General features: G+C 66.5%; 18 protein-coding genes. 7 read left to right on the forward strand and 11 right to left on the reverse strand.

What is annotated here, in order from left to right; genetic code table 11:
- Positions 1–52 precede the first annotated feature (52 nt).
- The 3 genes from BMY29_RS03765 (at position 53) to BMY29_RS03775 (ending at position 2,600) form a co-directional block, all read left to right on the forward strand.
- Entirely contained in the window at positions 53–901 is an 849-nt protein-coding gene (locus BMY29_RS03765) for a sugar phosphate isomerase/epimerase family protein (protein WP_049989291.1), read from the forward strand.
- A gap of 158 nt (positions 902–1,059) precedes the next feature.
- The gene (locus BMY29_RS03770) at positions 1,060–1,797 is read left to right on the forward strand and encodes a fumarylacetoacetate hydrolase family protein (RefSeq protein WP_049989292.1); all 738 of its coding nucleotides are present in this window, start codon (positions 1,060–1,062) and stop codon (positions 1,795–1,797) included.
- 98 nt (positions 1,798–1,895) lie between these two features.
- The gene (locus BMY29_RS03775; protein ID WP_049989293.1) at positions 1,896–2,600 is read left to right on the forward strand and encodes an MBL fold metallo-hydrolase; all 705 of its coding nucleotides are present in this window, start codon (positions 1,896–1,898) and stop codon (positions 2,598–2,600) included.
- Positions 2,601–2,614: 14 nt separating this feature from the next.
- On the opposite strand, the gene BMY29_RS03780 is transcribed toward BMY29_RS03775, so the two are convergent.
- Positions 2,615–2,920: a hypothetical protein gene (locus BMY29_RS03780; RefSeq protein ID WP_049989294.1), complete on the reverse strand. Its 306-nt coding sequence runs from the start codon at positions 2,918–2,920 to the stop codon at positions 2,615–2,617.
- Positions 2,921–3,131: 211 nt separating this feature from the next.
- On the opposite strand from BMY29_RS03780, the gene BMY29_RS03785 reads away from it, so the two are divergent.
- Positions 3,132–4,484 (forward strand): Nramp family divalent metal transporter, encoded by a 1,353-nt coding sequence (locus BMY29_RS03785; protein WP_049989295.1) that lies wholly within the window; start codon positions 3,132–3,134, stop codon positions 4,482–4,484.
- Positions 4,485–4,628: 144 nt separating this feature from the next.
- On the opposite strand, the gene BMY29_RS03790 is transcribed toward BMY29_RS03785, so the two are convergent.
- From BMY29_RS03790 to BMY29_RS03835, 10 genes are all read right to left on the reverse strand, one after another.
- The gene (locus tag BMY29_RS03790; RefSeq protein WP_049989296.1) at positions 4,629–5,720 is read right to left on the reverse strand and encodes a DNA topoisomerase IV subunit A; all 1,092 of its coding nucleotides are present in this window, start codon (positions 5,718–5,720) and stop codon (positions 4,629–4,631) included.
- Entirely contained in the window at positions 5,717–8,242 is a 2,526-nt protein-coding gene (locus BMY29_RS03795; RefSeq protein ID WP_049989297.1) for a DNA topoisomerase VI subunit B, read from the reverse strand. Before BMY29_RS03795 ends, BMY29_RS03790 begins: the two co-directional genes overlap by 4 nt.
- A 144-nt stretch (positions 8,243–8,386) precedes the next feature.
- The gene (locus BMY29_RS03800; protein ID WP_049989298.1) at positions 8,387–8,743 is read right to left on the reverse strand and encodes a DsrE family protein; all 357 of its coding nucleotides are present in this window, start codon (positions 8,741–8,743) and stop codon (positions 8,387–8,389) included.
- A gap of 132 nt (positions 8,744–8,875) precedes the next feature.
- Positions 8,876–10,390, reverse strand: a complete 1,515-nt coding sequence (locus BMY29_RS03805) for a dihydrolipoyl dehydrogenase (protein WP_049989346.1) — start codon at positions 10,388–10,390, stop codon at positions 8,876–8,878.
- Between the two features lie 106 nt (positions 10,391–10,496).
- Positions 10,497–11,495, reverse strand: a complete 999-nt coding sequence (locus tag BMY29_RS03810; protein ID WP_049989299.1) for a potassium channel family protein — start codon at positions 11,493–11,495, stop codon at positions 10,497–10,499.
- Positions 11,492–12,751 carry a hypothetical protein gene (locus tag BMY29_RS03815; RefSeq protein ID WP_049989300.1) on the reverse strand — a complete coding sequence of 420 codons (1,260 nt, stop codon included), beginning with the start codon at positions 12,749–12,751 and terminating at the stop codon, positions 11,492–11,494. The genes BMY29_RS03810 and BMY29_RS03815 overlap by 4 nt, the downstream gene beginning before the upstream one ends.
- A gap of 118 nt (positions 12,752–12,869) precedes the next feature.
- Positions 12,870–13,406 (reverse strand): hypothetical protein, encoded by a 537-nt coding sequence (locus tag BMY29_RS03820; protein WP_049989301.1) that lies wholly within the window; start codon positions 13,404–13,406, stop codon positions 12,870–12,872.
- A gap of 89 nt (positions 13,407–13,495) precedes the next feature.
- Positions 13,496–13,924: a universal stress protein gene (locus tag BMY29_RS03825; RefSeq protein WP_049989302.1), complete on the reverse strand. Its 429-nt coding sequence runs from the start codon at positions 13,922–13,924 to the stop codon at positions 13,496–13,498.
- Positions 13,925–14,013: 89 nt separating this feature from the next.
- On the reverse strand, positions 14,014–14,793 hold the full coding sequence (locus BMY29_RS03830) for a sulfite exporter TauE/SafE family protein (protein ID WP_049989303.1): 780 nt from the start codon (positions 14,791–14,793) through the stop codon (positions 14,014–14,016).
- Positions 14,794–15,000: 207 nt separating this feature from the next.
- Positions 15,001–16,275: an NRAMP family divalent metal transporter gene (locus tag BMY29_RS03835; protein ID WP_081985428.1), complete on the reverse strand. Its 1,275-nt coding sequence runs from the start codon at positions 16,273–16,275 to the stop codon at positions 15,001–15,003.
- Between the two features lie 688 nt (positions 16,276–16,963).
- On the opposite strand from BMY29_RS03835, the gene psmA reads away from it, so the two are divergent.
- From psmA to gyrB, 3 genes are all read left to right on the forward strand, one after another.
- Complete coding sequence (gene psmA, locus BMY29_RS03840; RefSeq protein ID WP_049989304.1) at positions 16,964–17,704, forward strand: archaeal proteasome endopeptidase complex subunit alpha; 741 nt, start codon at positions 16,964–16,966, stop codon at positions 17,702–17,704.
- Positions 17,697–18,425, forward strand: a complete 729-nt coding sequence (gene psmB / locus BMY29_RS03845; RefSeq protein WP_049989305.1) for an archaeal proteasome endopeptidase complex subunit beta — start codon at positions 17,697–17,699, stop codon at positions 18,423–18,425. The genes psmA and psmB overlap by 8 nt, the downstream gene beginning before the upstream one ends.
- 132 nt (positions 18,426–18,557) lie before the next feature.
- Positions 18,558–20,498, forward strand: a complete 1,941-nt coding sequence (gene gyrB, locus BMY29_RS03850) for a DNA topoisomerase (ATP-hydrolyzing) subunit B (RefSeq protein ID WP_049989306.1) — start codon at positions 18,558–18,560, stop codon at positions 20,496–20,498.
- The last annotated feature ends 10 nt before the right edge of the window (positions 20,499–20,508 follow it).

Below are 20,508 nucleotides of genomic sequence, written 5' to 3' on the forward strand. Positions count from 1 at the left end.
CAGTGTGAGGGCCAACGAATTAGTGGTCGTTCGGCGTACGACGGCCAGATCGATGGTGGAACTCGCCTTCTCGACGAACGCGTACACGGAATACGAGCTGTCCGAAGCCGTGCGTCGGATCGCCGACCGTGGCTACGCCGGCGCCGAACTGCTCGGCGACGAGCCCCACGCCTACTTTCCCGCGTTCGGCGACGCGGACCGCCGGACGCTTCTCGACGCCCTCGCGGACACCGGCCTGGCCGTCTCGAACATCAACGCCAACACCGCGATGGGCTACTACGACGACGCGCCACCGTCGTCGTTCTTCGAGCCGAGCGTTATTCGGGCCGACGACGCGGCCCGAGAGTGGCGCGTCGACTACACCAGGCGGGCGATCGACCTCGCCGAGACTGTCGACGCGCCGGCGGTCTGCCTGGCGACCGGGCGTCCGCTACCGGGAACTCCGCCCGAGGTGGCCCGCGAGTACCTTCATGAGTCGCTGTCCGAGATCCTCGACTACGCCGAGGAGCGCGACGTCGAGGTCGGCATCGAGTTCGAACCCGAGTTGCTGATCGAGAATACCGAGGAGGCGCTCGACCTGATCGACGAACTGGATCGGGACTCGCTGGGAATCAATCTGGACGTCGGGCACGCGGCCGTCTACGGCGAGGACGTCCCGGAGAGCATCCGAGCCAGCGCCGGCTCCATCACGGGGCTCCACCTCGAGGACATCGTCGGCGGCCGTCGCGGGAAACACTACCACCGGATTCCCGGCGAGGGCGATCTAGACTTCCGGGGGATCTTCGACGCGCTCGACGATATCGGCTACGACGGATTCGCGACGCTGGAGCTCTACACCTATCCCGACGAACCCGATCGGGCGGCCCGCGAGGCCTACGCGGAACTCGAGGAGTACGTGTAGTCGATCGGTCTCTCTCCGTCCGGTGACTCGCTTCTGGGTCGCCTGACCGTCGACTCATCCGTTCCAGTCCGTGTCGCGGTCGTTGCGGAGCCTGTCGATTCGCCCCCGTTTTGTCCGACTTCTCAATACTTTTTACCCCATGTCACCATCCACCGAGCATGAGATACGTTCGCTTCCGCGATCCCGCCGGCGCGGTCCGCCGCGGCGAGTACGAGAACGGTACCGTGCACTTCGCGAACGAGAGCTACGCGCTCGAGAGCGACGAGATCGACGTTCTGCCGCCATCCGAGCCGACGAAGATCGTCTGTATCGGCCGCAACTACGCCGACCACGCCGACGAGATGGGCTCCGATCTCCCGGACCGCCCGATGCTCTTCCTGAAGGGACCGAACGCGGTCGCGAGCCACGGCGACACCGTCACCGCGCCCGCCGGCAAGGACCGGATCGACCACGAGGCCGAACTCGGCGTCGTCATCGGCGAGCAGTGCCGCCACGTTCCGGAAGACGATGCGATGGACGTCGTCGAGGGATTCACCTGCGTCAACGACGTCTCAAACCGTGACGACCAGCGCCAGGAACAGAACTGGATCCGCGGGAAGGCCTTCGACGGCGCCGCGCCCATGGGACCGGTGCTCGCGACCCCCGACGAGGTCCCCGAGGACGCGGCCGTCCGATCGCGGGTCAACGGCGAGCTGAAACAGGACGGCTCCCGCGAGCAGCTCATCTTCTCGATCCCCGAGCTGATCGCCGAGATCACGACCTACCTCACCCTCGAACCGGGCGACGTGATCGCGACCGGCACCCCCGAGGGCGTCGGCCCGCTCTCGGACGGCGACGATGTCGAGATCGAGGTCGAGGGCGTCGGCACGCTCGAGCACTCGATCCGCCGCCCCTGACCGCGGAATCGAGATCCGAGTCCCGAGAGCGTCGCCCAACCGCGAGCCCGAGAACCGAACGCGTACACTTTTCGGCCCGCTCGAGAAAGAGTCGCGACATGACCGTCCGCTTCGACGCGGTAACCGTCGACTGGTTCGGCCTGGCGACCGTCCGCCTCGCGGGCCGGACCGGCGCAGTGATCTACACCGACCCTGGTCCGGAACGGTACGGCGTCCTGGATGGCCTCGAGCCCCGCGACGGGGACCTGATCCTCGTCTCCCACGCCGACCACTACGACCCCGACTCGATCCGACGGGTAGCGCGCGATGACGCGCTGGTCGTCGTCCACGAGTCGATCGACGCGAGCGAGATCGATCGGGTCGACGAGCGCCCCGAGGACCTCCCGTTCGAGGTCGAGCGCGTCCGTGCGGACGAGTCGTTCGTCCTCGGACCGCTGGACCTGTTTACCACGCCGGCGTACAACGATCCCGACGGGCCACACACTGATGCGGACGGGGAGCCCTACCACCCAGAAGGAAAGGGGTGTGGCTTCGGCGTCACCGTCGACGGCATCACCGCGTTCTGGCCCGGCGACACCGACGCGCTCCCGCTGCACGACGACGTCGCCGCCGACCTCCTCCTCCCGCCGATCGGCGGGACGTTCACGATGGACCGCCGCGAGGCGGCGCGCCTGGCCGAGCGGCTCGATCCCGATCTCGTCCTGCCGGTCCACTACGACACCTTCGAAGCGATCGAGATCGATTCCGAGGCGTTCGTCGTCGACGTCGCGCGCCGCGGGGTGCCGGTCGTCCTCGACGAGTAGCCGACGGCCGCCGATCAGACGCCCACGCGCGACCAGGCGAACACCGCGAGGGCGATGAAGATCAAGACGCCGAACGCGGCCCACTGCCCGAGTCCGGTGTCCGCGATCGGCGCGAAGAAGTCGACCAGGCCGGTGCCCTGTAGGAGGCCGATGGCGAGCACGACCATGGCGCCGATCGCAACGAGGCCGACCGTGATCCCCTCTTTCATCATCCAGGCGCCTTCGTCGGCCTCCTGGGCGCTGGAGGTCGTCGGCTCGTCTATCGCCTCCTCGTCCGGGTCGCTGTGCAACGGCCGTTCGCTGTCGTTGTCGTCAGCCATGTCACCGTTCTAGCCCGAATGAACCCTCGCAGACGGGAACCGGTTGCACCTGCAGTCACAGGGCGGCGACGGCGATCAGCGAAGTTATATGCGCCCGGTGGAGAGTCTCCGGTATCGATGATGCGGACTGTTACCATGGTTGAACTGACGACACGACCCGCGGCGTCTCGCCCCGGGATCGAAACCGCGACGCGGGCGCTCGGTGATCGCGATGGCCGGTGAGCCGGCGAAGGTCGCCGAGCCGGAGCTCGAGTACCCGGAACGGAACTGGCGCGGCTTCTTCAGGGAACACTTTGGCCCGTCGATGCTGTGGGCGCTGATCGGCATCGGCGGCAGCCACATCGTGCTGGCTCCCACCCTCGGCGGGACGTTCGGCCTGGTCGCGATCTGGATGTTCGGGCTCATCTATGCCGCGAAGTACGGCGCCTGGGAGCTGGGCATCCGGTACAACTACGGCGCCGGCGCGAACCCGATCGAGGCCTACGACCAGCTTCCCGGGCCGAAGAACTGGGCGCTGTGGGTGACGGTCCTCGTGTTCACGGGGATGTACACGTTCATCACCGCCAGCGTCGGGATGAACACCGCGGCGTTCGCCGCCGCGCTGACACCCGAGTGGTTCACCGCTACCATGGCGTACGTCGTCTTCGTCGGCGGCGCGGGGTTGCTCGTCGTCGTCTCGCGGTACGACCTGCTCGAGACGGCCCTGATCGGCTTCACGGTCGCGCTGGGCGTGCTCGTCCTGCTGGGCGCGCTCGTCGGCCCGCCCTCGGGCGAGGTCGTCGCCGAGACGATGTTCGCGGTGCCCGGCCTGACTGACCCGGCGTTCGTCGCGCTGTTCGCGGCCGCCGCGGGCTTCGCGCCGACCGGGTTCAGCACGAGCATCCTGATCGGCAGTTGGAGCATGGCCAAAGGCGACGGCGCGAGCGAACTCGAGGAGAAGGGGCTGGACCCCCACGATCCGAAACACCACGACTACATCCGGGCCTGGATCGAGACCGGCCGCCGCGACTTCAACATCGGCTACGCCTTCAGCTTCCTGCTGATCGTCTCGATGGTCGTCCTCGCGTCGAACGTCCTCTATCCGAACCCGCCGACGGACGCCAACCTGGCGTTCGCGATCGGGTCGATCCTGAGCGACTCGTTCGGCGAGTGGTCGTACTACGCCATGTTGCTCGGCGGGTTCGCAGCCCTGTACTCGACGGTGATCACCCTGCTGGACGGCTCCGCGAGAGCCACCGGCGACATCCTGCCGCTGGCCCTCGAGAACGACGACATCGACAGCGAGCGCGTCCGAAAACTGGTCGTCCTCGGCGTCGTCGTCGGCAGCAGCGCGATGGTCGTCGCGCTCGGCGAAGTCCCCGTCACGCTGTTGCTCTACGTCGCCGCGCTCCTCGCGGTGACGGAGATCTTCTTCTACCCCGCGAACTGGTACGTCGTCGAGAAGAACCTCCCCGAGCCGTTCCGGCCCTCGCGGGCCTGGCACGCCTACTACGTCGTCAGCCTGGTCCTCGTGCTCGTCTTCGGCGCGATGGGCGCGGCGGTCCGACTCGGCCTTATCGGGTAGGTTCCGACTCGCTTTTCGGTGCGGACTCGTTCGACGGCGGTCCTGTTGCTGACCGGCGCAAAACGGTGCTACAGCTGGGAGGCGTCTCGCCAGCCGCGACTTCCAACGAAAATCTCGACTTCGGCTCGCGGTCGCTCCCCGTCCTCAGAGGACGCCCATCTCGTCGAGTCGTTCGGGAAGATAGGTGTCCGTCACGAAGTCCAGGCCGTGCGACGCCAGCGACTGCTGTTCGGACTTCTTCTCGAGGTCGAGCTGGAGTTCGATCTGCTCTTCCCAGTAGTCGGTCTGGAAGCGCGGGTCCTCGAGTTCGCTCTCCAAGGCATTGACGTCCGAGTCCGAGAGCGGGTCGGTCGGCAGTTCGTACTCGACGATGTCGGCGGGCTGGATGCCGATGAACTTCGCCTCGGGGGTCGCCAGGTACTCCGAGAGGTGGGCGGACTTGATCGAGCCGTACGCGACGGAGCCGTAGATGCGGTACGACCACGGGTCACCGTCCGTAAACACGGTGACGGGGAGATCGAGTTCGTCGTGGAGGCGCTTGGTGATTCGGCGAGTCGCGCGTGCGGGCTGGCCCTTGAGGTGGACGATCAGGGCGTTGTACTCGTCGTCGAAGCCGTTCTCGACGAGCCGGTCGCGCATACCACCGGTCTCGACGGCGAGGATGAAGTCGGCGTCGGTGTCCAGAAACTCGATCGTGTCGGGGTTGTTCGGAATCTGGTACCCCCCTTCGCCGACGTCCTCCTGGCAGTGGATCTCGCGCTCGCCGCGGCGGGTCTGCTCGCGGAGGTGCAACGGTCCCATGATCGTCGCGCCCGACTCCTCGGGGCGCATGTGGAAGTCCTCGCGGGTGACTCCCGAGACGATCTCTAAGTCCTCGATGAGGCCGTTCGACTCGTCCTGATCGTTGAACTGAGCTTCTTCGTTGTCCCAGCTCTCCGAGAGGTAGTAGAGTTCACGCAGGGTCGAGGAGCGGTCTTCCTCGAGCTGGTCGGCGAGGAACTCGATGGTGTAGACCGCCTTCAGGAGCTTCCGCGCGCCGCGGACGGAGTTGGCCGATCGGGTCGACTCGCGGTCGCCGTAGACCCAGACGTCCTTGTCCTCGTCGTACTCGATGTTGTTCTTCGTCCGCGTCGGCACGGACATGTGCGGGATCTCGCCCAGTTCGAACTGGTCGTAGAACTGTGCCGCGAGATCGATCAGCTGCTCTCTGGCCTGCTGGGTGTCGTCTGCGCTCATTGGTCAGTCACCGTGAGTTTCTCGCTCTCGACGCCTTTGACGTTCAGATCGAACGTCGCGTCGTCCGGTACCTCGTACTCGAGTTCGGCCTCGTCGCCGCTTCCGACGTCGGGTTCCCACTTGACGAACCACTCGCCGTCCATCTCGACGACCGTCGCGCCGTCCGAAAGGGCGGTCGGCTCGGCCGAGACGATGTCGGTCACTTCCAGCGACTCGCTGGTGCTCGCGTTGTTCTCGACGACGACGGAGACGCCCTTCCCGTCGCCGTTCTCCTCGACCCGGCGCTCGACGAGCACGTTGTTCATGATCCGGGCGATCGCGTCGTCGATGTCGGGCTCCCCGCGGCCGGTGACCTCGGCGACCTTCTCGGCCATCTCCGGGAGAATCTTCCCGAGGACGTTCTGCTTCTTCCGGCGCTTCTGCATCGAACGGCGCTTGTTGAGGAAGCTCTTGAGTTCGCGTGCGGCCTCGCGGATCGCGAGTTCGATCTCGTCTTCGATCTCCGGAACGTTCGCGACCGCGTCCTTGGACTCGCTGGTAAAGGGCACGTTCGTCGAGGCGACGTGGATCATGATGACGGCGGGGCCGTTCGGCAGCCCGGAGCCGCCTGGCTGGTCGAGTCCGTAGTTGCGCCAGCCGATGGACTTGACGACGTCGGTCGTCGCACACGCGCCGCGCTGGTAGACCAGCGGTACGCGGTTGGCAAAGCGCATGACGTCGACGCTGCCCTCGCTCCCGATCTCGCCGCCGTAGGCGATCCCGGCCTCGACGATGAACGGGTCGCCGCCGTGGACCTCGGCGTCCCGCGTCGCGGAGGCGTAGAAGTCGGCCTCGAACTCCTTCTCGAGGCCGGCGGTGATGAGATCCTCGGAGATGGGGGAGAGACACCGCGTCGGCGGCGCCATGATGTCGGTCCCGCGCATCGCGTCGACCAGGTCGCTGGTGGCGTCGCGGTCGCCGTTGAGTTCGCGGACGAGCGGCGGCTCGTCAGGCACGGTAGCCATCACGTCCCAGATTTCCTCGACGACGTTTTCGCGGGCCGTCTCGCCGAAGGAGACGTCGTCGTACTCCTCGGTGAGGTCCGCGGCTCGATCGATGTGCTCTCGCAGCTGCGTCCGGGTGAGTCGGTGGCGGACGTTCTCCGCGTCGCGTTCGTCCTCGAACTTGGCGGCGAGCCGGTCGGCGAACCCGCGGATCACCGCGTCGTCCTTCCGGGTGCTCGTCGCCTGGTCGGCGAGTGCGTACAGGTCGGCGACGAGTCGCGAGCGGGTGTCGGCATCGCTCTCGGCGTCGGCCTGGTCGTCGCGTTCTCCCTCGCTCTCGGCGTCGGCCGCGGCCTGGCCTGGCTCGGCGGCGCCGATCAGTTCGAGCCAGACGGCTTCGACGGCGTTCTCGCGAACGGTGTCGCCGAACGTCGTTCCGTGGTCGGTCTGGACCGTCTCGGCGGCCGAATCGACGGCCGCGAGCAGTTCGTGGTAGGCGATACGGTCGAAATCGTCGACGGCGTCGGCGATGGCCGCAGCGAAGGCCGCCGTGGCCTCGGGGCCCTTGTTCGCCGTCGCGGCCTCGACGGCGGCTTCTAAGTCGACTCGCTCTCGCGGGCGATGCCCGCTCGAGTCAGCCGGAGAACTCCAGCGCATCTCGCGCCCGTAGTGGCGGTCGCGGAACTCGTCGATGATCGAGTCGGCGGTCTTCTTGCCGACGCGGGTGAACTCCTCCTGAAGGAAACCCGAGATCGTCTGGGAGTCCGTCGCCGTCAGCATCTTCATCACGGTGCCGAGTTCGACGCCGTGAGGGTGGGGCCGGATCTCCTCGGTCTCCTCGGGGAGCTGGTCGGTCGCGCGCTCGAACTTGAAGTGTTCCTGCGGTTCGCGCAGTTCGAGGCGCGCGTGGGGGTTGACGACCGCCGTGTGCTTGATGTAGTCGTGGAGCTGCTGGCGGGCGCGCATGTTCGCCTCCATCTCGAGTTCGATGCGCGTCCCGTGGGGGCGGTCCCAGGTGGTCGTCTCCTCGACGCTGATCTCGGGTTCGTTCTCGTCGGTGTCGACGATCAGTTCGAAGTACTCCGCCTCGCTCGATCCCTGGGTTCGACTGGTGATCTTGGCGGGTTTCCCGCTCGTGAGCTGCGAGTAGAGCACGGCGGCGGAGATCCCGATCCCCTGCTGCCCGCGGGATTGTTCGCGCGCGTGGAACCGAGAGCCGTAGAGCAGTTTCCCGAAGACCTTCGGGAGCGATTCTCGCGTCAACCCGGGCCCGTTGTCCTCGACGATCAGGCGGTAGTAGTCGCCGGCTTCCTGAATCTCGACGTAGATATCCGGGAGAATGCCCGCTTCCTCGGCGGCGTCCAGGGAGTTGTCGACGGCCTCCTTGACGGCCGTGACCAGGCCCCGAGCGCCGCTGTCGAAGCCGAGCATGTGCTTGTTCTTCTCGAAGAACTCGGCGATGGAGATCGACTGCTGGCTCTCCGCCAGCTCCTCGGCGATCCCCGGCTCGTCACCGAGTGTCGACTGGAACGACGTCATCGTCTTCCCTTACTAACGGTGGGGCTAAAAGGTGTGCGCTACCGGAGTGAAAGTGAATCTACAGCGATGACTGCGGGCGGTTTGCTTCGCGCGGTGATGCATCGTCCGCTCTCGCCCGTCTCCCGTCGGCTCGTCGACCGCGACTCAGAACGTGATGATCTCGTAGTCGTCGTCGACCAGCGAACGAATGCTCGGGTGACCCTCGTTCTCGTCGACGGTGACGACGTCCGTGGTGCCGACGGCGTCTTCCACCCCGAAGGCGTTGGCGCAGTAGTCACAGACGGCCGCCTGGTCGCTGACCGACTGGTAGAGTTCGTGGTAGTCGTGGTCCTCGTCCTCGAGTTCCGGGATCCACTGAGTGCCGGCGCCGTCGAAGATCAGCTCTAGCTCGTCGTCGGGGTTCTCATCGAACTCCCTCGCGGCTTCGAGCCCGTTGACGAGCCGGCCGGTGTCGCTGTGCGATTCGGTTCCTGCCAGAATGACGACGGCTGCCTTTACCATGACGACTACAACTGGGTCTCGGGATCACAAAAGGCGACTGCGGTCGTGTACGGGGCACGCAGATCCGATCGTTCGAGAGCGCCGGTTATCGGCGGGCGATCGGCGATCCGGATCGGCGGGCCAGGCGAGGCGTCAGTGGCCGTGATCGTGACCGGCGTGATCGTGGTCATGCTCGTGGCCGTGCCCGCGTCCGTGATCGTGCTCGCCGCCGAGGGTGAACTGGCCGGAGAACGCCCGCTGGACGACCTCCGAGAGCGCGGGGTGGACGTGGACTGACCGCCGGATGTCCTGTACGGTCCCGGAGCCGGCCGTCATCGCGACGACGACCTCCTCGATCAGGTTCGACGCCTCGGGGCCGATGATGTGACAGCCGAGGATCTCGCCGTCGAGGTCGATGAGCGGCTTGACGAACCCCTCGGCCTTCATCGCCGAGCCGCGGGCGGTCTCCTCGTAGCGGTAGGTGCGCTTGGCGTACTCGCGGTTGGCGGCGCGCAGTTCCCGTTCGGTGAGTCCGACGCCCGCGACCTCCGGCGAGGCGAACACCGCGAACGGCATCGCCGAGTAGTCGACCGGTTCGGGATCGTCGCCGAAGACGTTGCGCGCGACGGTCTCGGCCTCGTGGTTGGCGTTGTGTTTTAGCAGGTACTCGCCGACGATATCGCCGAGCGCCCAGACCCCATCAGCGGTCGTCCGGAGGTACTCGTCGGTCTCGACGAACCCGTCCGCGTCGGTCTCGATGCCGGCGGCCGCAACGTTCAGCGTGTCCGTGTTCGGGACCCGACCGGCCGCGACGAGCAGTTCGTCGCCGGTGACGGTGACGGGTTCGTCGCCGTCCCCCGTGCCGTCCGCCGCGTCAGCGTTCGCTGCGTCGGCGCCGGCGTCGGGATACGGCCGAGCTTCGACCGTGATCGAACCCGCACCGTCGCCGCCCGAGACGGCGGTGGCCTCGTAGCCCGTGTAGAGATCGAACCGGTCGGCGTACCGCTCGGTGAGGGCCGTGGCCACCTCCTCGTCGGCGTCCGGGAGCAGGCGGGGCCGGCGGCCGACGATCGACACGTCGCTGCCGAAGGTCCCGAAGAACTGCGCCAACTCGGCCGCGATGTACCCGCCACCGACGATCACCAGGCGATCCGGCGGCGTCTCCAACTGGAGCGCTTCCTTACTCGTGAGGAAACCCACGTCCTCGATGCCCTCGATCGGCGGGATCGCCGGCCGCGTGCCCGCCGCGACCAGAACAGTGTCCGCCCGGAGGCGCTCGCCATCGTGGCCGCCGCCGGAGAGTTCGAGCGTCCGCTCGTCGACGAATCGGCCCTCCGCCTGGTACAGGTCGTGCCGATCCGACGAGCGCAGGCCGCGCCGGATCGAGTCCGAACTCCCGTGGACGTCCTCGGTCACCTCGCGGACGATATCGGCGAACCTCACGCCGTTGACCGTCGCGTCGACGTGGAACTCGTCGGCGCGCTCGATCGTCTCCACGACCTCGGCGTGGTACAGCAGCTTCTTCGACGGGATACAGCCGCGGTTGAGACAGGTCCCCCCGAGCCGGCCCTTCTCGACGACCGCGACCGACTGTCCCTGGTTGGCCGCTACGTTCGCCACGTCCAGCCCGGAGCCGGAACCGATGACGAGAAAGTCGTACTCCTCCATGGAAGCATACTCGATCCGGAGCGCCATGAAGAACGGTCCGGGGTATTCCGGGCCGCGAGCGGAACCCGTCTCGCTCGGAGCGGAGTCGCGAGCGAGGCGAGCGCGCTCACTCCTCGACCGGCGGCCACTCCCAGGCGTCGCCGCGGACGACCCCGAGCAGCCGTCGCCGGCGTTCGGTCAGGTCCTCGAGGGCGTCCGCGAACTCCTCGTCCGAGACGGTCGGGATGTCGTCCTCGCGGAGTCGGTCGAGATCGGGTGGCGGCGGCACCTCCTCGGCCGGATCGATAAACGCGGTGTCGAGCGTCTCGAGGTAGCTCTGTGCGCTCGAACGGCCGTTTTCGATGATCGCTGGGTCCGGGCTGTCGTCGTCCGGAACGCCGTGGAGAAAGAGCGTGAGCGCTTCGTCGTAGATGGGAACTGCCATGGCCGAGGCGCGCTCGCCCTGCTCGCTGTGGTAGTAGTGCAAGATCGGATACGACTTGTGTTGCTCGGCGAGCAGGCTCAGTTCCGCTGCGAGCGTCTCGAGGGTGAGATCGAGCCCCTGAAAGTCCTCCCCGGTCCAGCCCGTTCGGACGAGGGCTTCGCTTCGCTCTCCCAGCCCCGTGACGGAACTCGCGAACGAGCGTTTATCGGAGACGGCCCCGAGGACGGTGAGGATGTAGGAGACGCCGAGCGTGACGAACGCCATCCCCGTGGCCGTCGTGAGCGCGCTAGCCATCTCCCAGACGTCGCCGATGGGGGTGTAGTCACCGTTGCCGTCCGTGAACATCGTGTAGGCGACGTAATACAACCGGCCCGACCAGTCCGCGACGGCCCCGGTGCGCGTGCTGATGAGGGCGGTCGGATAGCTGGCGAAGATGAACGTCCAGCCGATCCAGATGAGACCGATCCACGTCGCGAGCGTCAGCGTGAGAATGAGCGGGCCGGCAAGGCTGAGCGCCTTCTTGTGATCGCCAGTCATGACCCGAAGCCCGCGCCAGACGGCGGTCGTGAGTCGGCCGGAAATGGGACCGGAACCCCCGTCGACCCAGAGAGTAGTCCAGAGAATGTCTACGATCGCACCGACGAGCAAGACGAGTCCGGCGACGAGATAGACCGGATTCATTCCACGACTGCCCGCTCCTCAATGACGTCCGTCAGCACCGTCGCAATTTCCGCGTTGGTCTCGGGGCTGTAGTGGCCGCCCTCCCCGCGTTCGACGTACAGTGACTCGACGTCGCCGTCGTCGGGCGAGAGGTGGGTCGCCATGTCGATCGTCGTCAGGTCGTCGTACCGCTCGTCGAGCCGATCCATCAGGTCGCCGTAGATTGGGCCGTGCTCGGACTCGTACTTCGCGTACCGGAGCTGCTGGACCATCACGAACACCGGCTCGAAGTCCTGTTCGTCCGCGTAGTCGACGAACTCCTCGATGAGCGCGTCGAACAGGTACTCGTGGGTGTCGAACAGCCGCTCGTGGTACCGCACGCGGGGTTGTTCCAGCCGCAGGGCCGACTGCGTCTGGGCCAGATCGAAGTCGATCCCCGGAATCGAGCGCTCGAATTTGCGTTCGATCTCCTTTCCGGCGGTATAGCCGGCGTACCGGAGGTGTTCGGGCTTGTCGAACAGGTCCGTCGTATAGGGCCGCGAGGCGAAGTGCGGCTTGAACCAGTGCTCGTAGTGGAAGTCGTACTCGCGCAGGAACGCCGCCTTCGACTCGAGGTCGAGCAGGTCCTCCTTCTCGTCGACGGGGCTCTCGACGCGCTCGAGGTCGCCGTCCTCGAGGACGTACCGGGGTTTGACCGCCAGAATGTTGCCGAACTCCTGATAGTGTTTCCAGACGCTCAAGATGCGCGCGATCGACGAGGCCGTGACGACCATGAAGACGTAGTCGGTCGGATCCTCGGGGTACTTGCGCTTGAGCCGCATCAGTGCCTGGTCGAGCCCGTAGTTGCCGCCGCCGTAGTTGGCGACGTGGGTGTCCAGTTCCTGGGCCAGGTAGTTCTGGAAGGTCTTGTCGTTGTCGACCTCCCGGCAGAAACAGTAGGAGTCGCCGTAGGTCGAGACCGTGAGGTCGGCGTCGGGATCGCGCTCCTTGGCGGGACAGATCCGGCTCGCGTACTCGTCAGTCGAGTACGTGACCGTGGTCCGGACCTCTTCCCCGGGGAGGTGATCGCCCGTGTCCTTCTGTTTCTCCCGGTTCGGCTGCGGTACCCAGCCCAGTTCCGGATCGAAACTGCTGAATTTCCCTAACAACTCCCGGTCGATCTCGGGGAACTCCTCGGTGGCGACCGAGGGAATCCGTTCGAGCGCGCGAAACGAGGCGTACTCGAGCACCACCACGCCGATCACGAGCGCGAGCGCTATCGCGACGAGCGGAAGCATCGGGCCACCACTACCAGCACGCGGGATAAGTGGATTGTGCCGTAACGTGCCACTTTCCGGGCGAGAGGAAGGAGACGCCGGACGCCCCCGGGCGCACGGCGCTGCGAGCCGAGACGACTCAGGTCGCCGTCCGTCGCGGGATCGCCGACCGCCGCCGATTCCGGATCGCGTACGCGCTGTAGGTGCCGAGTCCGAACGCGACCAGGCCGGCGACGATATCGGTCCAGAAGCCGACCGCGCTCGTCGTCTCGGCGCCGCCCGCGGTCGCGCTTCCGGCGCCGAGCAGGAACGGCGCAGCGACGAGCCACAGCCCGACGAGCGCGACGAGGACGGCGACGCCGAGGCTCCCGAACTCCGCGTTCGCCCGCCGGTAGTAGTTGTACCCGCCGGCGGCGAGCAGCGTCGCCCCGACGAGCGCGTCGTTCCAGAACTGGCCCGCGGCGAGGTCGACGAGGGCCGCCTGGCCGAGCAGAACGAGGCCGACCAGGCCGACGGCGGCCGACAGCCGTTTGCCGCGTTCGTCGGGGTTCGGTTCGTAGGGGAGTCGGTCGCGGCCGGTCAGGTCCTCGTCCCCGCGGCCGTCGTGTTCCGACGCGCCGTCGTCACCGCTGTGCCAGGGAGTATCCGGGTTTTCCGTCCCGTCGTAGTCGCTCATCGTGGCTCTCCACGGGGACTCCGCTTGACAGCGCTAAGAGTCCGGTGCCCGTGTGTGCAGGCGTCCCATACACCGGGCCGCCGACCGCGTCACCGGACCACGGTCACCGGTACTGGCGAGTGCCTGACGACGACCTCCGCGACGCTGCCAAGCAGAATTCGGGCGACGCCCGATCGACCGTGACTCCCGATGACGATGTGGTCGACGGGCCGGTTCTCGGCGTACTCGAGGACCTCCTGGGCCGGGGTTCCGAGTCGCGCCTGGGTCTCGATCTCGATCCCGTGCTCGTCCGCGATGGACTCGGCGACCTCGATGCGGGCCGCGGCCTCGCCGAGGAGTTCTTGGGTCTCCTCGTCCCCGCCGCCCTCGGACGCAGCATTGGGGATAAAGGGCAGTGACGTGGTGTCGACGACGGTGAGGACGACGAACTCGCCGTCGGGGAACAGCTCGAAGGCGTGGTCGAGCGCCTGGCGGGCCGGCTCGGAGTCGTCGAAGGGAACGAGGATCCGCGGTGGCATTCGTCTCGCGGTTCGACGGGTGCCGTCTTTAGTCTGGTTCCCGCAGCGAGACCGAATCGAAACGCCGCGTCGGGTCCGGGAGGGACCGACTAAAGCGCGAGATAGGGGCCGACGCCGAGCAGAACGACCCCCAGCGCCGCCTTCAGCCGCTCGGGATCGACGGCGTGGGCGACGCGCCAGCCGACGACGACGCCCAACAGCAGCGGCGTTCCGATGACGACCGCCAGCGGGACGAGGACGTTCCCCTGGAGGAAGTAGCCCGACGCTGCGAAGATTGCGATGAAGATCGACTGGACCTGCGCGACCGCGACGGCCAACAGCATGGGCACGCCGACGAGCACCAGCGTCGGCACGGCGAGCACCGGCCCGCCGATACCCAACAGGCCGCTGCACACGCCGAGCGCGAAGCCCAGTCCGGCGAGGACCGCCCGACCGGATCGGGTCCGGGGTTCGACGTCGTAGACGGGGCTGAACCCGCGCCGTTCGCGGTAGAGGATGGTCCCGCCCACGGACATCGCGATGCCGCCGAGCAGGAGCCCGAACACGGAGCGGGGAACGAAGGTGTTCACGTACGCGCCGACGAGCGCGCCGGCGACGCTCGAGGTGCTGAGCACGATCGCGATCGCCCGACTCTTGCCCGTATTCATCTCCCCCGAGTAAAGGTAGGCGGCGCTGCCGACGAGTCCGGTAACGACGAACGTCGCGTGGGCGGTGCCGGCGACCTGGCTCGAGGCCAGCGGCGTCAGCGAGTACAGTGCGATCGTCACGAAGATGCCCCCGGGGCCGATGGTGGTAATGCCGACCCCCGAGAAGAACGCGATCGAGACGAGCAACAGGACGAGCGAGAGGCTGAACGGTAGTTCTAACATCGGGCCGACGGGACGTCGTTATCGACGTGTTCGGCCCGGGTCCCCTGACTCTTCCGATCGGCGACGAGGTCGCGCGGTCAGCGAAGCGCGACGATCGACCGCGCGACCGCGGCCGAGCCGAGCGGAGTTCGACGAGCGACCGTGCGAGGGTACGGAACGCCGGTCATCTCGTCCTCGACAGCAGTCCGAACGGCGGTATGCGGACCGTTACAGAATGTTCATGATCGTCTCGTAGAGCGACTGGATCGTCAGGAGGCTCCCGGCCAGCAAGATGAATCCCGCGGCCAGGAACGCGATGTTCTCGTACCACTTGACGTCGTAGTACCTGTTGACTGCCCCGATGAGCGCGAAGACGGTCACCGGGAGCCCGATCGCACCGTTGATGGCCGGCATGATGATCGCCATTTCGATGGGACCGAAGCCCGTGAGGGCCAGTATCGGCACCGCGGTGATCGCGGAGAGCGCGATCAGCGCGACGACCGTCCGGCGGAAGGCCTGGTCGCCGAAGACGGTGTCCTGCCCGAGCGATTGCGGGATCATGAACCCGGCGCCGAATAGCGTCCCCGTAGCGGAGGAGATCGACGCGAGGAACGCCGCGAGCATGAACACGATGAGCGCGTACCGGCCGAGGATCGCCGCAAGCGGCTCGCCGGGGCCCGTCAGCGTCATCTTGCCTTCCGTGAGCGTGATCGCCGAGACGATCATCACGAAGCTCCCGATGATGAGCGTCGTCGCGATGCCTGCGGCGTTGTCGCGGCGGTACTTCCAGATGTCTGTCCACTCCTTTGTCGGCTGGATGCTCGACTGGATGAAGAAGTTCGGCCAGTAGACCGTCGTCCCCAGCAGAGCGATCACCGCGGTGAGGTAACCGATCTCGCTCTGCAGGAGCGGCTGCAGACCCGCGGCGACGGACTGCCAGGGGATGTCGAGGCCGACCAGCAACAGGCCGTACGAGCTGAAGACGGCGAACACCATCGCGGCGATCGCTGCCTCGATCCGGTCGTAGACCTTCATCTGCACGATGGCGATCCCGATCCCGGCCGCGAGCACGATCCCGACGAGGACGTTGTCGAGTCCGGGCACGAGCCAGGCGAGTGCCGCGCCGGCCACGGCGTAGTTCGAGACGGCCCACAGCGCCGACATCAGCGAGATTCCGACGACGACCGTCGTCCCGCCGATCGGGAGCGCGTCGACGATGTAATCGGCCAGCGGTTCGTCGGCGACGGCCAGGCGCGCGCTCATGTCGTGGAGCGCGATATCGACGAGGAACGCGAGCGGGAGGACCCACAGCAGGGAGAACGCGAAGTTCGCCCCCGTGTCCGCGAGGATGTATACCGACCCGGCGCCGAAGACGTTCGCAGCGAACAGGACGCCCAACCCGTACCTGTACAGCGCCTTGTGGATCGTCTCGCCGCCGGGAACGACGTCGACGACCGTCGAGGTAGAGGGAGACGTCGACGCGGACGCCGACTGTTTACTCATGCGCGATCACCCCGGATGGCGAACCGAGCGGCGGTCGCATCGACGCGCGGGACTCTCGCGAACCGTCGTTCGTCTCAGTAGTCGTTTCTATCAGGATAGTGCCGGACTCGGATGCGAACGTATTCGACGGAAAGCAGGGTCCGAGTCCGCAGGTCAGAATTGTTTCGGTTGCCGGTTCGACAGAATCGTCCGCCACGGTACTGTGGGGTGCCATGTGTGGGGGGTCGTGGAGAATCGTCAGAGTACGACTGCTCGAGCGCCCGGTCGACCGGCTGCGGCACTCGAACAGGCCCGTTCGGTGTACTGCTACCGTTTATCTATTGTACGGAACTGTGTATTCGAAACAAGGATAGGGATTTGTTTGAGTACCAAGCTTGAGATAGCAGCCGGCCTTTCATATGGCGGGGCGAGTAAGAAGAACTTACGCGGTCGCACCGCTGTGATCCGCAGGGCCAACGGTCATCCGGCTGGTCCCGTGATCACCACCACGGGCCGAAGCGCAATCCGGGTCCGAACGATACCCCACCGACGAGTCCTGGTCGGCTTCTTCCGACACGGACTCAGTTTCGCCAGGCGGACCACACCGAGATCGGCCCGCGCCCTCGGCGGGCGGACTTGCCCCCAGAAGAAGGCATATAAATGGCAGTCCCTTACCTCAGGTGAAGGTCAACAGAGACCGGAGACTCCAATGCAAGGACAATCCCAACAGCAGGCCTACGATCGGGGGATCACGATCTTCTCCCCGGACGGACGCCTCTATCAGGTCGAGTACGCCCGCGAAGCAGTCAAGCGCGGGACCGCGAGCGTCGGTGTTCGCACGCCCGACGGTGTCGTCCTCGCCGCCAACCGGCAGGTGAGTTCGCCGCTCATGGAGCGCTCGAGCGTCGAGAAGCTCCACAAGGCCGATGACCACGTCGGCGTCGCGAGCGCCGGCCACGTCGCCGACGCCAGACAGCTGGTCGACCTCGCCCGCCGCCGCGCGCAGGGCGAACAGCTCCGTTACGGCCAGCAAATCGACGTCGAGACGCTGACGCGGTCGATCACCGATCACATTCAGGAGTACACCCAGACCGGCGGCGCGCGCCCGTTCGGCGTCGCCCTCCTCGTCGGCGGCGTCGACGACGGCGAGCCGCGACTGTTCGAGACCGACCCCTCGGGGACGGACTACGAGTGGCAGGCCGCCGCTATCGGCAGCAACCGCGACGCGATTCAGGGGTACCTCGAAGCGGAGTACCGCGCCGATCTCGACGTCGACGCGGGCATCGAGCTCGCCCTGCGCGCGTTGAGCGAGCCCGAAGACGAGACCGTCGAGGCCGAGTCGGTCGACGTCGCGACGATCACGAACGACGACCAGGGGTACCGCTCGGTCCCGGCCGAGGACCTCGAATCGATCGTCGCCGAAATCGACGCGGGAGGCGACGATGACTAACTGGACGACCGGGAGCGGGAACGCGTCGGGTCCCCGGGACGCCGGCGAGCCGTCGCCGTACGCACCGGAGCTCGGTCGGGTACCAGGCGACGGCTCCGCCGACGATCACGGCGACACCGTCAACAAGACGGGGACGACGACCGTCGGTATCGCGACCGACGAGGGCGTCGTCATCGCGACGGACATGCGCGCCAGCCTCGGCGGCCGGTTCGTCTCGAACAAGGACGTCCAGAAGGTCGAGCAGATCCACCCGACCGGCGCGTTGACTCTCGTCGGCTCCGTGGGCGGCGCGCAGTCGTTCATCCGGACGCTGCGGTCCGAGGTCAACCTCTACGAGGCTCGCCGCGGCGAGCCGATGTCCATCGAGTCCCTGGCGACGCTGGCCGGGAACTTCGCCCGCGGGGGTCCGTTCCGGGCGATCAACCCCATCCTCGGCGGCGTCGACGACGAGGGCAGCCACGTCTACAGCATCGACCCCGCCGGCGGCGTCATGGAAGACGACTACACCGTCACCGGCAGCGGGATGCAACTGGCCTACGGCCTCCTCGAGCAGGAGTACGAGGGCGACCTCTCGCTGTCCGACGCGCGGACCGCGGCCGCTCGCGCGGTGAAAAGCGCCGTCGAACGCGACACCGGCTCCGGCAACGGCGTCTTCCTCGCCGAAGTCACGGACGAGGGCGTCGACATTCGGGGTCATAACGAATTCGACGCGCTCGTCTGAGACCGCTTACTCGGATTTGTAGCGTCGTTTGACCGTCGTCCCGGTCGATCTATCAGCGCGTGGCGAATCGCGCTCGCGCGCGTACACGTGACTTTTATTAGTACCGGACCGCTAGCCGAAAGCAGGTTTTACATGTCCCAGGAAAGCGAGTACGGCGCCGGACAAATTCAGGTCCTTGAGGGCCTGGAGGCCGTGCGGAAACGGCCGGCGATGTACATCGGATCTACGGATTCTCGAGGACTCCACCACCTGGTCTACGAAGTGGTGGACAACTCGATCGACGAGGCACTGGCCGACTACTGTGACGACATCACCGTTTCCATCCACGAGGATGGCTCGGTGAGCGTCGCGGACGACGGCCGGGGGATTCCCGTCGACACACACGAAGAGTACGACCGCCCTGCACTCGAGGTCATTCTCACGGTCCTCCACGCCGGCGGCAAGTTCGACAACAAGTCCTACCAGGTCTCCGGTGGGCTCCACGGCGTCGGCGTCTCGGTCGTCAACGCCCTCTCCGAGCGCCTCGAGGCCGAGGTGAAACGCAACGGCGGCGTCTTCCGCCACGCCTTCGAGGCGGGCGAACCGGTCGGCGATATGGAGCGGGTTCGCGACATGGAGCCGGACGAGGAGACCGGCACCCAGATCCGCTTCTGGCCCGACGTCGACATCTTCGAGACGGGCGAGTTCGCGTTCTCGACGCTGGCCAATCGGCTCCGCGAACTGGCCTTCCTCAACTCGGAAGTCCGGATCACGCTGCGCGACGAGCGCACGGACGCCGGCGAGGCCGATTCGGACGGTCCCGTCGAGGAGACCTACGAGTACGAGGGCGGCATCCGCGAGTTCGTCACGTACCTGAACGAGACGCGCTCGGCGATGCACGACGACGTCATCTACTTCGAGGACGAGGAGCAGAACATTCAGGTCGAGGTGGCGATGCAGGCCACCGAGGAGCTCCAGGGATCGATCCACGCCTTCGCGAACAACATCAACACCCGCGAGGGCGGAACCCACCTCACCGGGTTCAAGACCGCCCTGACCCGGACGGTCAACGACTACGCCAACGAGACCGACCTGCTGGGCGACCTCGACAATAACCTCAAGGGCGAAGACATCCGCGAGGGGCTCACCGCGGTCATCTCGGTCAAACACCCCGACCCGCAGTTCGAGGGCCAGACGAAGACGAAACTCGGCAACTCCGAGGTGCGGGGCATCGTCGAGAGCGCCATGCACGAGGGGCTTGGCACCTACTTCGAGGAACATCCCGACACCGCCGAGGCGATCGTCAACAAGGCCGTCGAGGCCGCGAAGGCCCGCATGGCCGCCCAGAAAGCCGAGGAACTCACGCGGCGCAAGTCCGCCCTCGAGTCGACCTCTCTCCCGGGCAAACTCGCGGACTGTCAGGCCCGCGACCCCGACGAGGCCGAACTGTTCATCGCGGAGGGCGACTCCGCCGGCGGCAGCGCGAAGCAGGCCCGCAATCCCAAGTTCCAGGCCGTCCTTCCCATCAAGGGGAAGATCCTCAACGTCGAGAAACACCGGCTCGACCGTATCTTAGAGAACGACGAGATCCGGAACATGATCACCGCGATCGGCGCGGGGATCGGCGACGAGTTCGACGTCGACGACATCCGCTACAAGAAGATCATCATGGCGACGGACGCCGACGTCGACGGCGCCCACATCCGGACGCTGCTGTTGACGTTCTTCTACCGGCACATGCGGCCGCTGCTCGAGGGCGGCTACGTCTACGCGACCCAGCCGCCGCTGTACCGCATCCGCTATCGCGGCGAGACCTACGACGCGATGACCGATGCGGAACGCGACGAGATCGTCGAACAGAAGTGCGACGGCAACCCCTCGCAGGTCCAGCGGTTCAAGGGGCTCGGCGAGATGAACCCAGAGCAGCTCTGGGATACGACGATGGACCCCGACAACCGCATTCTCAAACAGATCACCATCGAGGACGCGGCGGCGGCGGACAAGATGTTCTCCGTCCTGATGGGCGACGCCGTCGAGCCGCGCAAGCAGTTCATCAAGGATCACGCTCCGGAGGCGGAGTGGATCGACATCTAGCTGAGGTGAT

The organism is Natrinema salifodinae (assembly GCF_900110455.1).
Classification (GTDB): Archaea; Halobacteriota; Halobacteria; order Halobacteriales; family Natrialbaceae; genus Natrinema; species Natrinema salifodinae.

Coding starts and splice junctions, on each gene's coding strand:
- BMY29_RS03795 (WP_049989297.1), bottom strand. CDS start 8,242: ATGACGTCGTTCCAGTCGACACTCGGTGACGAGCCGGGGATCGCCGAG.
- BMY29_RS03815 (WP_049989300.1), bottom strand. CDS start 12,751: ATGCTTCCGCTCGTCGCGATAGCGCTCGCGCTCGTGATCGGCGTGGTG.
- psmB (WP_049989305.1), top strand. CDS start 17,697: ATGACTAACTGGACGACCGGGAGCGGGAACGCGTCGGGTCCCCGGGAC.
- BMY29_RS03765 (WP_049989291.1), top strand. CDS start 53: ATGGTGGAACTCGCCTTCTCGACGAACGCGTACACGGAATACGAGCTG.
- BMY29_RS03810 (WP_049989299.1), bottom strand. CDS start 11,495: ATGAATCCGGTCTATCTCGTCGCCGGACTCGTCTTGCTCGTCGGTGCG.
- BMY29_RS03800 (WP_049989298.1), bottom strand. CDS start 8,743: ATGGTAAAGGCAGCCGTCGTCATTCTGGCAGGAACCGAATCGCACAGC.
- BMY29_RS03785 (WP_049989295.1), top strand. CDS start 3,132: ATGGCCGGTGAGCCGGCGAAGGTCGCCGAGCCGGAGCTCGAGTACCCG.
- psmA (WP_049989304.1), top strand. CDS start 16,964: ATGCAAGGACAATCCCAACAGCAGGCCTACGATCGGGGGATCACGATC.
- BMY29_RS03835 (WP_081985428.1), bottom strand. CDS start 16,275: ATGAGTAAACAGTCGGCGTCCGCGTCGACGTCTCCCTCTACCTCGACG.
- BMY29_RS03825 (WP_049989302.1), bottom strand. CDS start 13,924: ATGCCACCGCGGATCCTCGTTCCCTTCGACGACTCCGAGCCGGCCCGC.
- BMY29_RS03790 (WP_049989296.1), bottom strand. CDS start 5,720: ATGAGCGCAGACGACACCCAGCAGGCCAGAGAGCAGCTGATCGATCTC.
- BMY29_RS03830 (WP_049989303.1), bottom strand. CDS start 14,793: ATGTTAGAACTACCGTTCAGCCTCTCGCTCGTCCTGTTGCTCGTCTCG.
- BMY29_RS03780 (WP_049989294.1), bottom strand. CDS start 2,920: ATGGCTGACGACAACGACAGCGAACGGCCGTTGCACAGCGACCCGGAC.
- BMY29_RS03805 (WP_049989346.1), bottom strand. CDS start 10,390: ATGGAGGAGTACGACTTTCTCGTCATCGGTTCCGGCTCCGGGCTGGAC.
- BMY29_RS03775 (WP_049989293.1), top strand. CDS start 1,896: ATGACCGTCCGCTTCGACGCGGTAACCGTCGACTGGTTCGGCCTGGCG.
- BMY29_RS03770 (WP_049989292.1), top strand. CDS start 1,060: ATGAGATACGTTCGCTTCCGCGATCCCGCCGGCGCGGTCCGCCGCGGC.
- gyrB (WP_049989306.1), top strand. CDS start 18,558: ATGTCCCAGGAAAGCGAGTACGGCGCCGGACAAATTCAGGTCCTTGAG.
- BMY29_RS03820 (WP_049989301.1), bottom strand. CDS start 13,406: ATGAGCGACTACGACGGGACGGAAAACCCGGATACTCCCTGGCACAGC.